The organism is Pelosinus sp. UFO1, from assembly GCF_000725345.1.
In the GTDB taxonomy this organism is placed as follows: domain Bacteria; phylum Bacillota; class Negativicutes; order DSM-13327; family DSM-13327; genus Pelosinus.
Map to the genome: position 1 here is coordinate 2929348 of NZ_CP008852.1, position 17550 is coordinate 2946897.

The window sequence follows — 17550 nt, forward strand, 5'->3', positions numbered from 1 at the left end:
ACGCATAAGTAATGTTATTTTTGTAAAAAATTATTAAACAATTTCATGCCTTCAGGTGTTAATACAGACTCAGGATGAAATTGCACTCCCTCTACTGTATATTCCCGGTGCTTAAGCCCCATGATCAAACCATCTTCTGTTTTAGACGTTACTTCCAGACAAGCAGGCACACTTTCTGAATCTACTAGTAACGAGTGATACCGTCCTGCTACAAAGGGTTGAGGTAAACCTTGATAGATTCCAGTTCCACTATGGTGCACAAAGGATACCTTACCATGTACGGGCTTTGGTGCACGCACGACCCGCCCGCCGAATACCTCGGCAATTGACTGATGCCCAAGACAAATGCCTAAAATAGGTACTTGCCCAGCAAATTTTGCAATTACCTCTTTGCTGATTCCTGCATCATCAGGAGTCCCAGGGCCTGGTGAAATAATAATAGCCGAATAATTCTTTGCGGCAATTTCCTCTACCGTGGTTTGATCATTGCGAACAACTTCTACCACATACCCTAAACTAGCAATGTATTGATACACATTATACGTAAAGGAATCATAATTATCAATAATTAAAATCATAATTCTCATCCTCCCCGATAACCTTAAATAGCACTTTCGCCTTATTTATAATTTCTTGGTATTCCATTTCAGGTACAGAATCGGCAACAATTCCAGCCCCCGTTTGAATCCCTACCTGCTCTCCATCAATCACCATGGTACGTATGGTTATGCAAGTATCCATATTTTTTCTAAAATCAAAATATCCTACAGCTCCCCCATAAGGTCCACGAGGCGCTTGCTCCAATTCATGTATAATCTCCATGGCCCGCACTTTAGGTGCACCACTTAACGTTCCCGCTGGGAAACAAGCAGACAATACATCGATAGGCGAATATTTCGGATCAAGTACACCAGATACTTCAGAAACCAAATGCATCACATGAGAGAAGTATTCTACCTCCATCATGCGACGAACCTTTACTGTACCTGGCACACTCACTCGCCCAACATCATTACGGCCTAAATCGACTAGCATACAGTGCTCCGCTCTTTCCTTTTCATCCGCTAACAATTCGGCTGCTAGAACTTCATCCTCCTCCGAATTTTTACCTCTGGGTCTCGTGCCTGCTATCGGACAAGTAAAAATATTCCCCCCCTCCAATTTAACAAGAGTTTCGGGAGAAGCCCCCACGATCTGACGATGACCTACATTAATATAAAACATATAAGGAGATGGATTAACTTGGCGTAAGCGTCGATACAAAGCAAAAGGTGTCTTTGTCAGTTTTTTATAAAAGGGCTTAGATAACACGACTTGAAATATATCTCCTGCTACGATATATTCCTTTGCCTTTTTTACCATCTCTATATAATTCTCTTTGATAGAAGACTCATCGACTTCAAATTTTGTTTTCACCTCTGATTCTTCTGTCCTACTACCTAAATTACCGGGTAGCACCACTGGTTGCTGCAACTTATCCATTAAATGTTGCAGCTGTTGTATCGCTTTTTCATAAACCTTCCCGATGTTGTCCTGCAAATCTACGCTCGCCAAATAAAGCAGCTTCGCAGAATGGGTTAAATGATCCATTACAACTATGACACGGCAGAACATAAACTCTCCCAACACTTCTTCATCAGGAATCATTAGCCCTCTAATACGTTCCCATGTCCCCACGGTTTCATAATTAAAGTACCCTACAGCACCGCCACTAAATGGTGGTAAGCCAGCGATATCAGGAAAGGAAAATCGTTCTAAAACCTGTTTTAACGCAATGAGGGGCGGCTCATCAATGAGTTGCGTCTCTTCTTCCATGGTAACCTGTGACTGTTTGCTTTTCCCGGTAACTGTGACAAAAGGTTGTGCGCCAATAAAAGAATATCTACCAAAAGCTTTACTCGTATCAGCGCTTTCTAGAATAAAACCAGGATCATTACCAGTAATTTTAGAATAAATGGAAACAGGAGTCTCTAGATCAGCAGAAATATCGATATAAACAGGAATCAAATTATGCTCTTTTGCCAAATGGCAAAAGTCACTTTGACTTGGAACTATCTTCACAATAGCCACTCTCCTCATCTAACCTTTTACGAATAGAGCGAACTAAGGTGCGGACCCCTGTAACACCTTCCGTGGTAAGTTTCTCTAGTATAGCACTACCAACAATCACTGCATCTGCGTACTGAGCAGCCGCAGCAGCCCCTTCTGGAGACCCTATACCAAAACCAATTGCCATAGGAATATCCGTAGCCTGGCGAGCCGTAGCTATAACAGAGCCTATTTGACTATAATCAATATTTCGTACTCCAGTAACACCTGTATTAGAAACACAGTACAAGAAGCCCTGCGCTTTCTGGCTAATGTTATGAATTCGATTTGTTGTCGAGGTGGGGGCAATGAGCTGAATTAGAGAAACACCTTCCTTATGGCAAATATTCTCTAATAGAGGGGATTCTTCAATAGGTAGATCAGGTACAATTAGACCATTGATTCCAGCTTCAGCAAAAGCAGCAATAAACTTCTCCATCCCATAACCTATTATGCTATTTACATAGGTCATCACTACTAAAGGTATCGCCGACTGTTTCCGTATTTCTTTTATTAATTGTATGGATTTTATTGTTGTGGCACCAGCTTTTAAAGCCAAGGTCGCTGCCTTTTGAATGACAGGGCCATCAGCAATGGGATCAGAAAAAGGAATACCAATTTCGACAACATCAGCGCCCTCCTTCTCCATTGCAAGAACTGCATCTAATGTTGACGCATAATCAGGATAACCAGCCGTTATATATACAATAAGCCCTTTTTTGCCAGAAGCCTTTAATCCTTGTAACTTTTCCTCCAAGTTCACCATCATAATCCCCCCATTACTTTTACTGCCATATCCACATCTTTATCACCACGACCAGAAAGGCAAACTATAACCGCCTCATCAGACTCTGTCTTAGGCATAATTTCTTCTAAGTAAGCCAAAGCATGGGAACTCTCAAGAGCAGGAATTATGCCCTCTACACGAGCTAAACGTTGAAAAGCTCCCAATGCTTCTTCATCAGTTACCGCTTTGTACTCTACAATCCCACTATCTTTAAAAAAGGAATGTTCTGGGCCCACTCCTGGATAATCAAGGCCTGCAGAAATGGAGTAAGGTTCTATAATTTGACCATCCTCATCTTGTAATAAATAACTAAAAGCTCCATGAAGTACACCTGGCCGCCCTTTGGTTAAGGATGCTGCATGTTCCGTTGTAGTAACGCCTTTCCCTGCTGCTTCCACACCAATCTTAATGACCTCTTTATCATTACGAAAAGCATAAAATATCCCCATCGCATTACTGCCGCCACCTACGCAAGCCACCATATATTTTAGCGTTCCTATGGCTTGGGTTTTCATTTCTTCTTTCACTTCTTCGCCGATCACTTTTTGAAAATCCCGGACAATCATGGGATAAGGATGAGGCCCAACCACAGAACCAATAATGTAATGAGTATCCTCTACATTCGTAACCCAGTAACGAATGGCTTCGCTTGTGGCATCTTTTAACGTGCCCGTTCCACTAGTTACAGGTACTACTTCTGTACCTAAAAGACGCATACGAAACACATTGAGAGCTTGCCTTTCAATATCTTCTTTCCCCATATATACCCGGCATTCTAAGCCAAAAAGTGCAGCAACCGTAGCGCAAGCTACCCCATGTTGACCAGCACCAGTCTCAGCAACAATTTTCTTTTTTCCCATCCGCCGAGCAAGTATCGCCTGCCCGATGGCATTATTGATTTTATGAGCGCCTGTATGAAGTAAATCTTCTCGTTTTAAATAAATTTTTCCCCGCCCATAATGTTCTGTCAAGTTTTTGGCAAAATACAATTTCGTAGGGCGACCGGCATATTCCCTTAGATAAAAACTCAACTCTGCCTTAAAAGAATCCTCATCTTTCAATTTCCCATAACTCTCTTCTAATTGAAGCAAGGCTGGCATCACCGTCTCAGGTACAAACCGTCCTCCAAAATCTCCAAATCGTCCGTTTTTATCAGGCATGTAGAATTCCTCCTTGTTTTATATCCATCATTTATCACTTTATTTTCGTAAAGCCATTTCTTGGGTCATACTACTAATGTCTTGGGCTCGAACCAACCCTTCCCCGACGAGTATTCCTTTGACTCCTGCCTGCTCTAGCCTTCTTGCATCTTCTCCTGTTTTAATGCCGCTCTCACTAATTAACAATACGTCGCTAGAACAATGAGGCAATAAGGAAAATGTATTGCTAATATCTGTCTTAAAGGTCTTCAAATCCCGATTATTAATTCCCACTAAATTAGCCGAAGTTTTTTGCACCCTAAGAAGCTCTTCTAAGGTGTGAACTTCTACTAAACAATCTAACCCTAGTTCCTTGGCAATCCCTAAGTACTCTTCTATTTCTGCATCCGTTAACACAGCGGCAATCAACAAGATGGCATCTGCTCCTACCAGCCTAGACTCATAAATCTGATAAACATCAATAATAAAATCTTTACGTAATATAGGTAAACTCGTAACGGCCCTTACCGCTGCTATATTTTCTAACTTCCCATTAAAGTGCAAATCGGTGTGAACAGAAAGAGCCGTTGCTCCATTTACCGTATATAATTCTGCTAATTGAGTTTCTGTATAGTTAGTGCATAGTTGACCTTTCACTGGAGAAGTTAGCTTACATTCTGCAATAAGTGCCCAAGGAGCTTCTTTGATAGCTTTATAAAAAGAAAAATGGCCTTTTTTTATACCTTCCCTAAAACTAGACAAGGGTTGTTGTTTTTTGCGTACTTCTACCTCAAGACGCTTTTTCATGACAATTTGGTTCAGCATGTTCTGCCCCCTCTTTCTGCCTTGCGAGCAGCAATAATAAATTGTTGGATTTTATCAAGATCCTTCTTACCATTTGTTTCTACCCCTCCTGAAACATCAATCCCTTTAGGAGCCATTGTTTGGATTGCTAACGCAACATTCTCAGGCGTAAGACCGCCAGCCACCATTAACGGAAGTGTAACTTGACGGGAAAGACTCTTCATAGACTGCCAATCAAAGGTTTTTCCTGTTCCACCATATTGACCGGGCGAAAAACTATCTAATAAAATCCAACTAACAGGATATTCCTTACACCTCTCAATAACAAACTCGGGACCTACTCGAAAAGCCTTTATAATAGGACGACCAACTAATCGGCAATACTCAAGGCTCTCTTCTCCATGAAGTTGGACAAAATCCAATTTACAACACTGAGCAATTTCTTGTACCTCTTGCAGAGATTTATTAACAAAGACGCCAACCTTACCAATGCCTTTTACTTGCTGCACAATCTTTATCGCCTCTTTTACTGGGATCTGGCGCTTACTCTCAGCAAATACAAAACCCAGTAAATCAGCCCCCGCTTCCTTAGCTGCCTGGGCTACCGCAGTAGAGGTAATACCACAAATCTTGATGATCATATTTTGCTTTCCTTATACCCTTGACTGAAATTTTTCAGTTCCTGCATTTTAGCTAAGGCAGCACCACTGTCAATACTCTTGGCAGCAATTGCGATACCTTCCTTTATGTTTTCAGCCTTGCCTGCAACAACAAAAGCAGCTCCTGCATTAAGTAACACAATATCACGTTTCGGACCGGATAAATTTCCTCGGAAAATATCCGAAATAATGTTAGCATTGTCTTCCGGCGTTCCGCCACGATATGCGTCTAAGCCACCACCACTAAAACCAAACTCGGTAGGATCAATCATATAGGTTCGAGTCGTTTGTCCGTTGACTTCTGTCACCTGGGTGGGTGCCGTCGTTGAAATTTCATCTAAACCGTCCAGACCATGTACTACCATTGCTCTCTTTACTCCTAACATCCCTAAGGCTTCTGCCAGCTTAGGAGTTAAAGAACGTTCATACACACCAATTAATTGATAGTTGGCTCCAGCAGGATTGGTTAAGGGTCCTAGCATATTGAATACGGTACGAAACCCTAACTCTTTGCGGGGTTTGGCAGCATACTTCATAGCCTTATGAAAAGAAGGAGCATATAAAAAGCCCAACTTAATAGCAGCCACCGACTGGATTATGCCTTCTGTGGGTAAGTCCACACGAACACCTAAAGCCGTCAGTACATCGGCACTACCACAAGAACTAGATAATCCATGGTTACCATGTTTGGCAACAACAACACCGCTACCTGCCAAGACAAAGGCTACCGCTGTGGATACATTAAAGGTGCCTGTTTTGTCACCTCCCGTGCCACAGGTATCAATCATATCCTTACTACCACATTCTATTTTCAAGGAATGGCTACGCATGGTTTCAGCAAAGCCAGTAATCTCTTCAATGGTTTCTCCTTTCATCCGTAATGCCGTAATAAAAGCACCAATTTGTGCCTCACTCCCTTGCCCAGACATAATCATATCCATAGACTGCTGTGCACCTTGACGTGATAAATGTTCACCCGCGATCACCTGTGCTAAAAACTCCTTAAACATAGCCATTCCTCCTTACAAATTAACCTAATACTAGTACCCTAGATTCCCCAAATGTTAAAAATGAATATAAAAAAACCACTCCGACCCGAAAGGGGCGAAATGGTTCGCGATACCACCCTAATTTGGAAAGCAAAGCTTTCCCTCTATTCAGGTACGGGATAGAAATCCGATACCCTAGCCCCATAACGGTGGCAACCGGTTCATCCTACTAACACAACGTGTTCGCATGAACAGCTCACAGGTCCATTCCATAACCTCTTTGGGCCGGTCATCACACCTCCAGTTTCCTGGTCACCGACTCGCTGATCCAACGTTTGATTATCTACTCATCCTGATCATCGCTAATTACAAATTCTATTTACGCACATTCTATTCAATAATTTCGTCCTTGTCAAGAGTTTTTTATTAATTTGTTCCCTCACACTGTACAAGTGTATCTTTCTTCTAACTTATATGTAACATTTATTAATTTTATATTAAAAATAAAACTATTGCTTGACACTTTTAAATCTTTTGATATAATGAGAAACAGTTACTGGAAGTTCAGTAACTCAACTAAGCTTTATCGGAGGATGTTCTCATGACACTTCACATGCATAAAGAAATTGAACAACAATATTTTTACTTTTTTGGTTGGAGCTACTTTTTTAGCTTCGACTTTTTCGCTTGGAAAAAAGTAAATGTATGGTTTTTCAATGAGTATTTAGATGCGAATGTCAGGATGACATCTAATGGATAATTACAATCCATTCCTAGCATCTCTACAAGACTCATGTGAGTCTTATTTTTTTTACCTAGAATCAAATTTTTCATGATAAAATAAAAATTAGGAGGCTATTACTTATGGTTATCGTACTACATCCTTCTGTAACAGCAGAACAAATCAATGAATTGAAAGCAGAATTAGAAAAAGGTGGCTGCAGCGCTTGGCCTACTTATGGAGAGTTCCAGACTATTATCGGTGTAGTGGGCAGTACTCACAAACTTGATAAAGATAAGCTAGCTAGTAAAAACTATGTAGAGAAGGTATTATCCGTGCAAGAACCTTATAAAAAAGCCAATCGGCTCTTTCATCCAGAAAACAGTGTCTTTTCCGTTGGAAACCAAACCGTTGGTGGGAATAAATTAACCATCATTGCAGGCCCTTGCTCTGTCGAGAACGAAAACCAAATTGTTACCGTAGCGAATCAAGTGAAAGCGGCCGGTGCCGGCTTCTTACGTGGTGGTGCCTACAAACCAAGAACATCACCTTATAGCTTCCAGGGTTTAAAAGAAGAGGGACTTGAATTACTCAAAATCGCTAGAAAAGAAACAGGACTGCCAATCGTATCTGAAATGATGTCAATTGCTACCTTGGATAAGTTTGTGGAAGACGTTGACATCATACAAATTGGTGCCCGTAACATGCAAAATTTTGATCTCCTAAAGGCGGTAGGCCAAACGAATAAGCCGATCTTATTAAAACGAGGATTAAGTGCAACCATTGAAGAATTACTGATGTCAGCAGAGTATATAATGGCAGAAGGCAATGAAAATGTTATTTTATGTGAACGAGGCATTCGTACTTTTGAAACTTACACACGTAATACTCTCGACTTAAGTGCCGTACTCGCGATAAAAAAACTAAGTCATCTTCCTGTAATCGTTGATCCTAGTCATGCCGCCGGAAAATGGTGGATGGTAGAGGCCCTCTCCAAAGCATCCATTGCGGTTGGTGCTGACGGACTTATTATTGAAGTACACAATGACCCAGCTAATGCTAGCTGCGATGGTCCACAATCCATTACACCGGAGCGCTTTTCCGCATTAATGGATACCTTAGGCCAGCTTGCAAAAATTGAAAACAGGGCTATTTAAATTTTGACGGTAAAAGTTCTCGCTTTTCCGAATTCTTCACTTCAGGAGGTTAACAAATGAGTGGCTCATGGGGTAAAAAAGTTCATTATACAATTTTTGGCGAAAGCCACGGAAAAGGGATTGGCATTACGATTGACGGACTGCCCCCTGGCCTAGAAATTGACTTGCAGGAAATAACTAGAGAATTAGAACGTCGTGCACCTGGAAGAAATCCTTTGTCAACAGCACGTAACGAAACAGATGCCTTTACCATTTGGAGTGGTTTTTTAAATGGTAAAACCACTGGGAGCCCGCTATGCGCCATCATTGAAAATCAGGATCAAAAGTCCACAGACTATGATTCCCTCGCCTTTACATTTCGTCCTGGCCATGCAGATTATTCTGGTTCTGTAAAGTACAAAGGGTGCAATGACTTAAGAGGCGGAGGGCATTTTTCTGGCCGCCTCACAGCTCCTCTAGTCTTTGCCGGCGCCATTGCCAAACAGCTTCTTAGACAGAAAAACATTTTCATCGGTGCCCATATACAGCGCATCGCTTCCACAGCGGAAGCTAACTTTGATGCCGTCGCGGTTGACAAGGAAACACTTGACCAATTAGGCAATCAAGCTTTTCCCGCCCTTGACCCCTTGTTAGGTGAAGCAATGCAAGAATGTATTCTTGCTGCTAAATCTCGAGGCGACTCTGTCGGCGGTGTCATTGAAGCAGCCGCTATTCACTTACCTGCTGGGCTAGGAGAACCTTTTTTTGACTCTTTAGAAAGCACACTGGCACATCTATTATTCTCTATCCCTGCCGTTAAAGGCGTGGAATTTGGTGCAGGTTTTGCTTTTGCTCAATTAAATGGCAGTCAGGCAAATGATGCCATGTATAACCAAAACAATAACATCATAACTTCTACCAATCACAATGGCGGTATCCTTGGTGGAATCTCTAGTGGCATGCCCCTTATTTTCCGTGTAGCAATTAAGCCAACACCTTCTATCGCTCTTGAGCAACATACCATAAACAGCAAAGGGGAAAACGTCTCCATCACGGTCGGTGGACGTCATGACCCTTGTATTGTACCTCGTGCTGTGCCAGTAGTAGAAGCCGTTACTGCAATGGCCCTATGGGATGTCTTATAGCAGGAGGTCACTATGAAGAATATTGTACTCATTGGTATGCCCGGATCTGGTAAATCCTCGATTGGCGCTATGGTAAGCGAGAAGCTAAAAACTACCTTTCTTGATATCGATCACTATATTGAAGTAAAAGAACAAAAAAAAATTCCTGAACTTTTCCTATCAGGAGAAGCTTACTTTCGTCAAATAGAAAGTAACGCAGTCAAGGAACTCTATCGTGAAAACTCCCTAGTTATTGCCACTGGCGGCGGTATTGTTACTCGTCCAGAAAATATGGTACTTCTGAGAGAAACAGGTATTATATTTTATATTGAACGCCCCCTTCCAATGATATTAGCATCTTCTGATCTTACCACTCGTCCCTTGTTAGCCGAGGATAATAATAAAATATATACACTTCACCAAGAACGTAAACACCTGTATGAAAACTATTGTCATTTTCGTATTCCGAATCATGGAATCTTAGAAAAAGCTGCCGAACAAATAGTAACTATTATAAAAGAATCTCAATAATTATAATGAATTTCTTAGTATAAAGAGATAAGGCTTCACGAATCTTCCGTGAAGCCTTATCTTTATTTCGTATCTTGAATTTCTTTTATCAAATCTTTATATTCGGGATATTTAGCATAAAGTGGTGCAACAGCTTGCTGAAATAATTCTTTATTAGGAATAATAACATTGACGCCTTGTTCTTTTAACTTCTCCATCGACTGTTTTGAAAATTCACTCCACAGTTGCTTTTGATACACTGTAGAATCTTTGGTAGCTTGCTGAATTAACTCTTGATCTTGCGGTGAAAGAGTATCCCAAGTTTTCTTGCTAATGATAATTGTTTCAGGAACAGATACATGTTCCGTAATGGTAAAATACTTTGCTAATTCATAATGCTTGGTAGAATAGAAACTTGGTGGGCTATTTTCTGCTGCATCGAGAGCTCCCGTTTGGAATCCCGGATATACATCTAAAAATGGCGTTGTTAAAGGTTCTCCTCCCATACTCACTATCATTTCTTTTTGAATTTTAACATCTAAGACTCTTGTCTTTTGACCCAATAAATCCTGAGGGGATTGAATGGGTTTTTTGGAATAAAAACTACGCGCTCCCGCATCATAGTAACCCAACCCAACAAAACCGTTTTTTTCTAGGCCTTTTAGTAATTTTTCTCCTATCGGACCATCAAGTACCTTCCACTCATGATCCGCATCACGAAAAAGAAAAGGTGTCATAAAAACATTAAGTTCTGGAGAATAACCCACTAATGAAGAAACGCTTATCCGACCAATATCTAAAGTTCCCACTTGCGTAGCATCAAGAATATCCTTTCCATCCCCTAAGATGGCACTGCTGTACACTGTCATCTTAATATGTCCATTGCTTCTTTCTTCTAATAATTTTGCCATGTACCTTAATCCTTTAGTTGTAGGATAGTCTTCTGGCTGATTATCCGTCGCTTTTAATAGAATGACCGATTTTTCTTTCGACACTGTAGATGTGCTTTTCGCATAAAAGCTAAATCCTGCACCAATTATGATAATGATCGCAAATACTATTCCTACTATTTTATAATATCCTGTTTTTTTCATAATATCGCAGTTAACCGTTCAGCTAAGGAACAATTAACCTACCCCCTTTTTCACTTCAAATAAACGACATACACTATAACTTAAACTGGCTCACTGTTTCTCGCAATTTTTCGGCTAAGTTTGTTAAATCAATACTGGCAGAAGCAATTTCCTCCATCGTTGCCGACTGCTCTTCAGAAGTACTAGAAATCGTCTGTATATTCGTAGAAGTATTATGGGTAATTTCTCTTATATTTGTTACAGAATCAACCATTGTACCACTTGCTAAATGTAGTGTATCCGCTGCAGAGCTAATGGACTGAATCTGCCTATTTAAGTCTTCAACTAATGTAACAATATTTTTAAATTGATCACCTGTATTGGAAATTACAACAGTCCCTTTATGTACTTCTTGGGTTCCTTGGTCCATTATAGTTATCGCATTCAAAGTTTCTTTCTGAATGTCTTGAATGATTAAAGCGATTTCTTCAGAAGCTCGATGAGATTGCTCTGCTAATTTTCGCACTTCATCAGCAACAACAGCAAAACCACGCCCAGATTCTCCCGCTCTTGCAGCCTCAATTGCGGCATTAAGAGCTAATAAATTAGTTTGATCAGCGATTTGCCGAATTACACTAATAATTTCTCCAATTCGCGTGGAACTGTGATTCAGTTGTTCGATATTTTGAGCCGATTTTGTTACTACATCATTTATCATTGCCATTTGAGTAACAGCACCTAAGACAGCTTCTCCGCCTTCTTTTGCAACATGCGCCGTTTGCTCTGAGTTAGCTGACACCGCCGTTACGCTATCTACAATGTTACCAATCGTCAAGGACATCTCTTGGGTCACTTTAGTAGTATGTTCTACACCTTCTTCTTGTTTAAAAGTATCCCCCGCAACATGACTGGCGATTTCTGCAGTATAGGTAACAGATCTAGCTGTTTCCTCCGTACTCGCATTCAGTTGTTGACTTGCCGCCGAAACTTGCTCTGTTGCCATAGCTACCTGCTGAATCAAGTTCCTAAGTTTGCTCACCATTACATTGAAAGAGCCAATTAAATCCCCTATTTCATCATTATAATTATATTTCACAGATTTTGGTGTTAAATTTCCTTCTGCTATTTCTTCAGCAATTTTAGCAACATTGCCCAGTACACTGCCAATTTTCTTTCCTAAAATAGTCGCAGCAAAAATGAGAATTAAAAAAATACTTATATCAATTATTGCAATGATTTTTTGCATGGTAGCAATGGATTCATTTGTTTCATTTACTTTTTCACTAATTTCTTGATTAGTGAAAACAATAAAGTCATCCATGATTTTTACCACTGCATCTGCTCTTTGCCCTGTTGAATCCATGTATTTAATCGTATCTTGAATTCCTACTTTATCCCGAACTTTCAGCCCTTGTTCTAATGTTTGATTATAGGTCTTAACAGCCATTTTTAAGACGGCAACTTCCTTTACTGCTTGAGGAGAAGTCATCTTTTTCTCTAATCTTTCTAGGGTATCTGCCGTCTTTTGTTTGGAGTTTTGGTATAATTGAGCATAGTTTTGGTTTCCAGTAAGTATGTACCCTCTAATTTGCGTATTTTGATACCATAGCTCTGTATTTACATCCTTAACATCTTGGATTTCAGGCGTTACTTCAGTAATAAGATAACTATACTTGTCCTTGGTTTGGTTAATTTGATAGAAGGTATAAATATTAATGCTAACAAATAATGATAATAAAATAATAGCTGCTAAAATAATCTTCCTGCCGATGGTAATTCGCATAGACCGAGCTTTTTGAAAGTAAAGAATATTCTTACTTTCAAAAAGCTGTTTCACCTACCTTTCTAATCTTTTTTATAAATGAATGGTAAATTTGAAATCATACCATTTATTTACTTACTTTTTTAATTAAATTAAGTTTAACATATTGTTAACAAAATTGTAACTAATAAAAGCAAAAAACTACTAAAAATCCCAGACGTTGCTTATATAAAGTCGATATTTAGATCACTGCCACCGCCCTTTAGCAGCACGCTTTCCGTAAGGAACAATTCCACTATGCAAATTATAACATTTTTCGTCATAATTCCCCGCTTTTTATAACTATTTAATTCAAATTTTATAAAAAATAAAAAAATGCCTTATTGTAACGTAAAACACATTACAATAGGGCATTCAACATTTACTTTCTAAAAAATTTTAATAAGTTATTACTTCAATAGCTCAGCAGCCATCTCTCCCAGTAATGCCGTAGACGAAACAAGGGCTTCTTCATTAAAATCAAAATGTGAATCATGATGCCCTGCCATTAATTCTGTTCCTACAATTAAGTAAGTTGCCTGTCCGCCTTTTTGCTGGACGCGCTCCATGAAGTAAGTACAATCCTCGCTGCCTCCAAGGTTGACAGAAGGTATGACTTCATCGAATAAACCACTATCTACAGCTACTTGTTGAAGTCTTGCTACCAATTCCGGATTACTTTCACATCCAACAGCGCCGCCCATTTCTGTAAGTTCTACAGTGACATCATACATAGCAGCTGCAGCTTTCAGAATTCGCACCGCTTCTTTATACATATATTCGTTAATTTCACTACTAGTCCCCCGGGTTTCTAATTTCAAAACTGCATTTGCTGGCACTACATTCCGGCCTGTTCCAGCTTGTATAAATCCTACATTAATCCGCGATGCTCCTTTACTATGGCGTGAAATAGCATGAAGATTCAAAGCCGCCGCCGACACAGCAAGTAATGCGTTACGCCCTACTTCTGGCGCGGCACCTGCATGAGCAGGAACACCAGTGAAAACTGCGTCTATCTTCGTAGTTGCTAAGAATCCCTCAGTATGACAAGTCACAGAATTGCTCTTCTTTAAAGCAAAACCTAAATGCATACCAATTAGATAATCTACATCATCTACCACACCACGAGTTACCATCGCTTTAGCTCCCCGAACTCCTTCCTCTGCTGGTTGGAATATGAGCTTTACTGTTCCTTTTAATACATCTTTTAAGCCAACCAATACTTCAGCTAGAGCTAAGCCTACTGCTGTATGACCATCATGACCACAAGCATGCATAGCTCCTTTGTTGACAGAGGAAAAACCTTCTTTATAAGGCCTATGCCCCTCTACTTCAGCCTCTACCACATCATTGGCATCCATGTCAAAACGAAAAGCTACTGTAGGACCGGGCTGAGAAAAATGCATAATACCTACCACCCCAGTCTTACCGCCTCTCATTTTTGCTAACCATGCTGGATTAGCCCCTTGTTCTAAAGCTCTTTTTTCCTGTTCTGCCAATTCTTTTGCTGATGGCACTCCCATCATTGCTTCTTGATTAATAACCTCTTCCCCAGTGAGTACTTGATAACCAAGGCCCGTCAAGGCATCTGCCACAATGGAAGCCGTCCGAAATTCAGTCCATGCAACTTCCGCATAATTGTGAAAGTCTCTGCGACGAGTGATAATTTTTTCGCTCTGCGCCTTAGCTAATTCCAAAATTCTTGAATTCATTTCCAATCTCCTTTATCTTTACTAAATCACTATTATCCTTTTCCATTATAATCAACATAGCGGTTATTAAAGTGAGAACCATATTTCAGCTTTGAATTGAACACTAATACACTTAACGTGTATTAGCCCGTCTCCCGTCGCTGCAATAGGATGAATACCAATTAACATAAAAAAATTCTTTATTTTTTCCAAGAGAATTCTTTTCTAGCAATTTCCCGGACTGCGGATAATAGTATTTCTGTTCCAGCTACCACATCATCTATACTAGCAAATTCCGCAGGATTATGACTGATTCCTTCTTTGCATGGTATAAATACAATACCTGTAGGAGCAAAAGACGCTAAGTGCATAGCATCATGCCCCGCACCACTCGGCATCAACATGCTTTGATATGGGAGTTTGCTACATACCTCCTGTAACACTACTGTCATTTCTTTTGATAACTGTACAGGAACTTCATCGGTAATGGTAATAATCTCAATACCTACATTTCGCTGTTTCTTCATTCTATCCATCGCTGCTAAAAGCTCACTCACTACCCATTGCTTGCTATCTATAGAAATACTGCGTATATCAATTCCTAGTTCTACTCTTCCTGGAATTACATTGATTGCGCCTGGATCTGCCTTAATAACTCCTGTTGTCCCCACCACGCCTTGGTGTCCAACCGATCTTGCCAACTGTTCCACCTGTAAAATAACTTCGGCGGCAGCCGTTAATGCATCTTGCCGCATATGCATTGGAGTGGCTCCTGAATGGTCTGCCTGCCCCGTAATAATTACCTTTAAACGGGTAGGTGCTGCTATGCCAGTGACAATTCCAATTTGCTTTCTCGTTGTCTCTAACACTTTCCCTTGCTCAATATGTAACTCCAAAAAGGCCTTAATCGGGTCCTCATATTGGGCTTTGTTAATGTTCTCTGGCACAAGCCCTCTTTGCCTAATTGCTTGACTTAAGGAAATGCCGTCCTTATCCTTATATTGCTCTAACTTCTCAAAAGAGAGCTTACCACAAAAGGCTTTACTGCCTAAGGTAGCAACCCCAAAACGACTTGACTCCTCCGCCATAAACACAACTACTTCAATTGGATGATCATGTATTTCCTTTGTATCCTCTAAACATTGCAATGCTTCTATTGCCCCTAGTACACCAACAACCCCATCATAATTCCCACCATTAGGGACACTATCAATATGAGAACCTAGCATTACTACTGGTTGGTTAGGGCATACACCATTTTTTCGGCCAATAAGATTACCAAACCCATCAACTCGAACTGTAAGTCCCGCTTGCTTCATAAGTTCTATGATTACTTCACGTGCTTCCCAGTCTTTGTCACTAAAGGCCAGTCGTGTAATGCCTCCTCCTTCCTGATTTCCTATCATTGCTAGGCGTTGAAAATTTTGTTCTAATCGCTTATAACTAACCATGCAATCATCTCACTTTTTCAAATTTTAGTACCTAACTTTATAACTTACAATGCAACCCTTATACAAAGTAAAAATAAACACCTAGGTCTATAGACCTAGGCGCCATTGCCATTGTTGAAAACTTCCATTTAAGTGTAAACCTTTTATTTCACAATGTCAATATAATACCTTTTATTGTAAAAAGAGACAAAGTATTCGCAATTTTATTCTTGCTGTGATATATACCAATATGGTAAGCCAACAAAAAGTGCACCACCAATAAAGTTCCCGATGGTTACAAAACTAATGTTATACAAAAATCCAGTTACAGTAATGCCTTCCAGAGTAGGCATGATAAGTACCGTAGATAATAAAGTCATATTCGCTACACTATGCTCAAATCCCGTTGTAATAAAGGCAAATAAGCACCAAAAAACCATAATCAGCTTTCCCGTCTCTTCCTTCATTTTGAAAGAACACCAAATCGCAAGGCAGACCAGTATATTACACAATATTCCTCTTACTAGCAGTTCACTCCATGGTAATGTCACTTTGGTATGAGCAACCTTAGCCATGAAAATAGCTGTACTTCCTTGTGCAAGCCCTGATAAAACAAATAAGTAGGATATTAAAACCGAACCTAATAAATTACCAATAAAACTAATAAGGTATATATTCATTGACTGACGGATTGTCACTTTCTTTTCCATGTTGCCAATTGTCATAATCATATTATTGCCTGTAAAAAGTTCAGATCCTGCCATAATGACTAGACTTAATGCAATACCAAAAGAGATTCCCATAATAATGCGTATTGCCGAAGAATCTATTTGGGATAATATACCACCGATACTAAAAATAAGTAAAATGCCAAATCCAACGTACATTCCTGCAAGAGCTGCTGAGAGTAAATACTTCAAGGGACTTTTCTTGAGGAACTTACTCTTTACCTGAGCAGCAGCCGACAGTTTATTAATCTCTTCGTAATACATATAAACCTCCAACACGTAATGACTATTCCAAAAGCTAACATCATCGTATCCCACAAACCCAATGTGGTCTGTGATTCATATCACCACGTTATGCCGACATTTAGAAAAAACACATTATTCGGTAGCGCTCACATAAAAACTTAGATGACCTTCATAATTAAAAAGCTACTGGAATATTCCAGTAGCTTTTAAAAAGAGCCCGTAATGATCTACGCTACAGCCAATACCGATCATTACATACCTATACGCAATCTTTCGACTACCCACAAGCATTACACAACCGATACTGACCTTTGCTCGACTGCCACAGATACCTACCGAACCGGTCGCAATCTCTCGACAACGGCCGACCCCTATACTTCAGCACCCATGACAGTCTTAGCTCGACCGTTACACATCCCTTTTGACCATACGACAACAGTTGGGCTGCCGTACAGCCTTACAAGACATATAACGATCTGCCCGCCGACTACTGCCGAACCTTTCGACCCGACAATAATCTTTGGCCGACCAATACCGAACCCTATTAAGATCCGGCACCGGTCTTGGCTCAACCATTACGAACCCTTTACACTACATAGTATGGTTTAATTACAGAATAGAATA

At 40.2% G+C, this 17550-nt stretch carries 16 protein-coding genes and 1 other annotated feature; of the genes, 3 read left to right on the top strand and 13 right to left on the bottom strand.

What is annotated here, in order from left to right; genetic code table 11:
* Positions 1-14: 14 nt before the first annotated feature.
* The 7 genes from UFO1_RS13920 to trpD are packed head-to-tail and all read right to left on the bottom strand — an operon-like array spanning position 15 to position 6487.
* Entirely contained in the window at positions 15-578 is a 564-nt protein-coding gene (locus UFO1_RS13920) for an aminodeoxychorismate/anthranilate synthase component II (RefSeq protein ID WP_038671729.1), read from the bottom strand.
* A complete protein-coding gene (gene trpE / locus UFO1_RS13925) occupies positions 562-2061 on the bottom strand; it encodes an anthranilate synthase component I (RefSeq protein ID WP_038671731.1) in 1500 nt (499 codons plus the stop codon). The genes UFO1_RS13920 and trpE overlap by 17 nt, the downstream gene beginning before the upstream one ends.
* Complete coding sequence (trpA, locus tag UFO1_RS13930; protein ID WP_038671733.1) at positions 2036-2854, bottom strand: tryptophan synthase subunit alpha; 819 nt, start codon at positions 2852-2854, stop codon at positions 2036-2038. The genes trpE and trpA overlap by 26 nt, the downstream gene beginning before the upstream one ends.
* Positions 2854-4035 carry a tryptophan synthase subunit beta gene (gene trpB, locus UFO1_RS13935; RefSeq protein WP_038671735.1) on the bottom strand — a complete coding sequence of 394 codons (1182 nt, stop codon included), beginning with the start codon at positions 4033-4035 and terminating at the stop codon, positions 2854-2856. Before trpB ends, trpA begins: the two co-directional genes overlap by 1 nt.
* Positions 4036-4074: 39 nt before the next feature.
* Complete coding sequence (gene trpC / locus UFO1_RS13940) at positions 4075-4839, bottom strand: indole-3-glycerol phosphate synthase TrpC (RefSeq protein WP_038671737.1); 765 nt, start codon at positions 4837-4839, stop codon at positions 4075-4077.
* Entirely contained in the window at positions 4833-5459 is a 627-nt protein-coding gene (locus tag UFO1_RS13945; protein WP_038671739.1) for a phosphoribosylanthranilate isomerase, read from the bottom strand. Before UFO1_RS13945 ends, trpC begins: the two co-directional genes overlap by 7 nt.
* Entirely contained in the window at positions 5456-6487 is a 1032-nt protein-coding gene (gene trpD, locus UFO1_RS13950; protein WP_038671742.1) for an anthranilate phosphoribosyltransferase, read from the bottom strand. The genes UFO1_RS13945 and trpD overlap by 4 nt, the downstream gene beginning before the upstream one ends.
* A gap of 87 nt (positions 6488-6574) precedes the next feature.
* Positions 6575-6835, bottom strand: a binding site (T-box leader).
* A 495-nt stretch (positions 6836-7330) separates the two neighbouring features.
* On the opposite strand from trpD, the gene aroF reads away from it, so the two are divergent.
* From aroF to UFO1_RS13965, 3 genes are read left to right on the top strand one after another with little or no spacing between them, the layout of a single operon-like run.
* Positions 7331-8344, top strand: coding sequence for a 3-deoxy-7-phosphoheptulonate synthase (gene aroF, locus UFO1_RS13955; protein ID WP_038671745.1), 1014 nt, complete (start codon positions 7331-7333; stop codon positions 8342-8344).
* Positions 8345-8400: 56 nt separating this feature from the next.
* Positions 8401-9468, top strand: a complete 1068-nt coding sequence (gene aroC, locus UFO1_RS13960) for a chorismate synthase (protein WP_038671747.1) — start codon at positions 8401-8403, stop codon at positions 9466-9468.
* 12 nt (positions 9469-9480) lie between these two features.
* Positions 9481-9978, top strand: a complete 498-nt coding sequence (locus tag UFO1_RS13965) for a shikimate kinase (protein WP_038671749.1) — start codon at positions 9481-9483, stop codon at positions 9976-9978.
* Positions 9979-10040: 62 nt separating this feature from the next.
* Here UFO1_RS13965 and UFO1_RS13970 read toward each other — a convergent pair whose 3' ends face one another.
* From UFO1_RS13970 to UFO1_RS25800, 6 genes are all read right to left on the bottom strand, one after another.
* A complete protein-coding gene (locus UFO1_RS13970) occupies positions 10041-11051 on the bottom strand; it encodes a TRAP transporter substrate-binding protein (RefSeq protein WP_051788938.1) in 1011 nt (336 codons plus the stop codon).
* A gap of 73 nt (positions 11052-11124) precedes the next feature.
* Positions 11125-12867: a methyl-accepting chemotaxis protein gene (locus UFO1_RS13975; protein WP_051788939.1), complete on the bottom strand. Its 1743-nt coding sequence runs from the start codon at positions 12865-12867 to the stop codon at positions 11125-11127.
* 374 nt (positions 12868-13241) lie between these two features.
* Positions 13242-14543, bottom strand: coding sequence for an amidohydrolase (locus UFO1_RS13980; RefSeq protein ID WP_038671751.1), 1302 nt, complete (start codon positions 14541-14543; stop codon positions 13242-13244).
* Positions 14544-14722: 179 nt separating this feature from the next.
* Positions 14723-15973 (bottom strand): M20 family metallo-hydrolase, encoded by a 1251-nt coding sequence (locus UFO1_RS13985; RefSeq protein ID WP_038671753.1) that lies wholly within the window; start codon positions 15971-15973, stop codon positions 14723-14725.
* 203 nt (positions 15974-16176) lie between these two features.
* Positions 16177-16944, bottom strand: a complete 768-nt coding sequence (locus UFO1_RS13990; protein ID WP_038671754.1) for a formate/nitrite transporter family protein — start codon at positions 16942-16944, stop codon at positions 16177-16179.
* Positions 16945-17297: 353 nt separating this feature from the next.
* Positions 17298-17498, bottom strand: a complete 201-nt coding sequence (locus UFO1_RS25800; RefSeq protein ID WP_236639199.1) for a hypothetical protein — start codon at positions 17496-17498, stop codon at positions 17298-17300.
* Positions 17499-17550 lie beyond the last annotated feature (52 nt).

Excerpts from the sequence above, each read along its gene's own strand:
- UFO1_RS13920 (WP_038671729.1), bottom strand. The coding sequence starts at position 578 with ATGATTTTAATTATTGATAATTATGATTCCTTTACGTATAATGTGTAT.
- trpA (WP_038671733.1), bottom strand. The coding sequence starts at position 2,854 with ATGGTGAACTTGGAGGAAAAGTTACAAGGATTAAAGGCTTCTGGCAAA.
- trpB (WP_038671735.1), bottom strand. The coding sequence starts at position 4,035 with ATGCCTGATAAAAACGGACGATTTGGAGATTTTGGAGGACGGTTTGTA.
- trpC (WP_038671737.1), bottom strand. The coding sequence starts at position 4,839 with ATGCTGAACCAAATTGTCATGAAAAAGCGTCTTGAGGTAGAAGTACGC.
- UFO1_RS13945 (WP_038671739.1), bottom strand. The coding sequence starts at position 5,459 with ATGATCATCAAGATTTGTGGTATTACCTCTACTGCGGTAGCCCAGGCA.
- trpD (WP_038671742.1), bottom strand. The coding sequence starts at position 6,487 with ATGTTTAAGGAGTTTTTAGCACAGGTGATCGCGGGTGAACATTTATCA.
- aroF (WP_038671745.1), top strand. The coding sequence starts at position 7,331 with ATGGTTATCGTACTACATCCTTCTGTAACAGCAGAACAAATCAATGAA.
- aroC (WP_038671747.1), top strand. The coding sequence starts at position 8,401 with ATGAGTGGCTCATGGGGTAAAAAAGTTCATTATACAATTTTTGGCGAA.
- UFO1_RS13965 (WP_038671749.1), top strand. The coding sequence starts at position 9,481 with ATGAAGAATATTGTACTCATTGGTATGCCCGGATCTGGTAAATCCTCG.
- UFO1_RS13970 (WP_051788938.1), bottom strand. The coding sequence starts at position 11,051 with ATGAAAAAAACAGGATATTATAAAATAGTAGGAATAGTATTTGCGATC.
- UFO1_RS13980 (WP_038671751.1), bottom strand. The coding sequence starts at position 14,543 with ATGAATTCAAGAATTTTGGAATTAGCTAAGGCGCAGAGCGAAAAAATT.
- UFO1_RS13985 (WP_038671753.1), bottom strand. The coding sequence starts at position 15,973 with ATGGTTAGTTATAAGCGATTAGAACAAAATTTTCAACGCCTAGCAATG.
- UFO1_RS13990 (WP_038671754.1), bottom strand. The coding sequence starts at position 16,944 with ATGTATTACGAAGAGATTAATAAACTGTCGGCTGCTGCTCAGGTAAAG.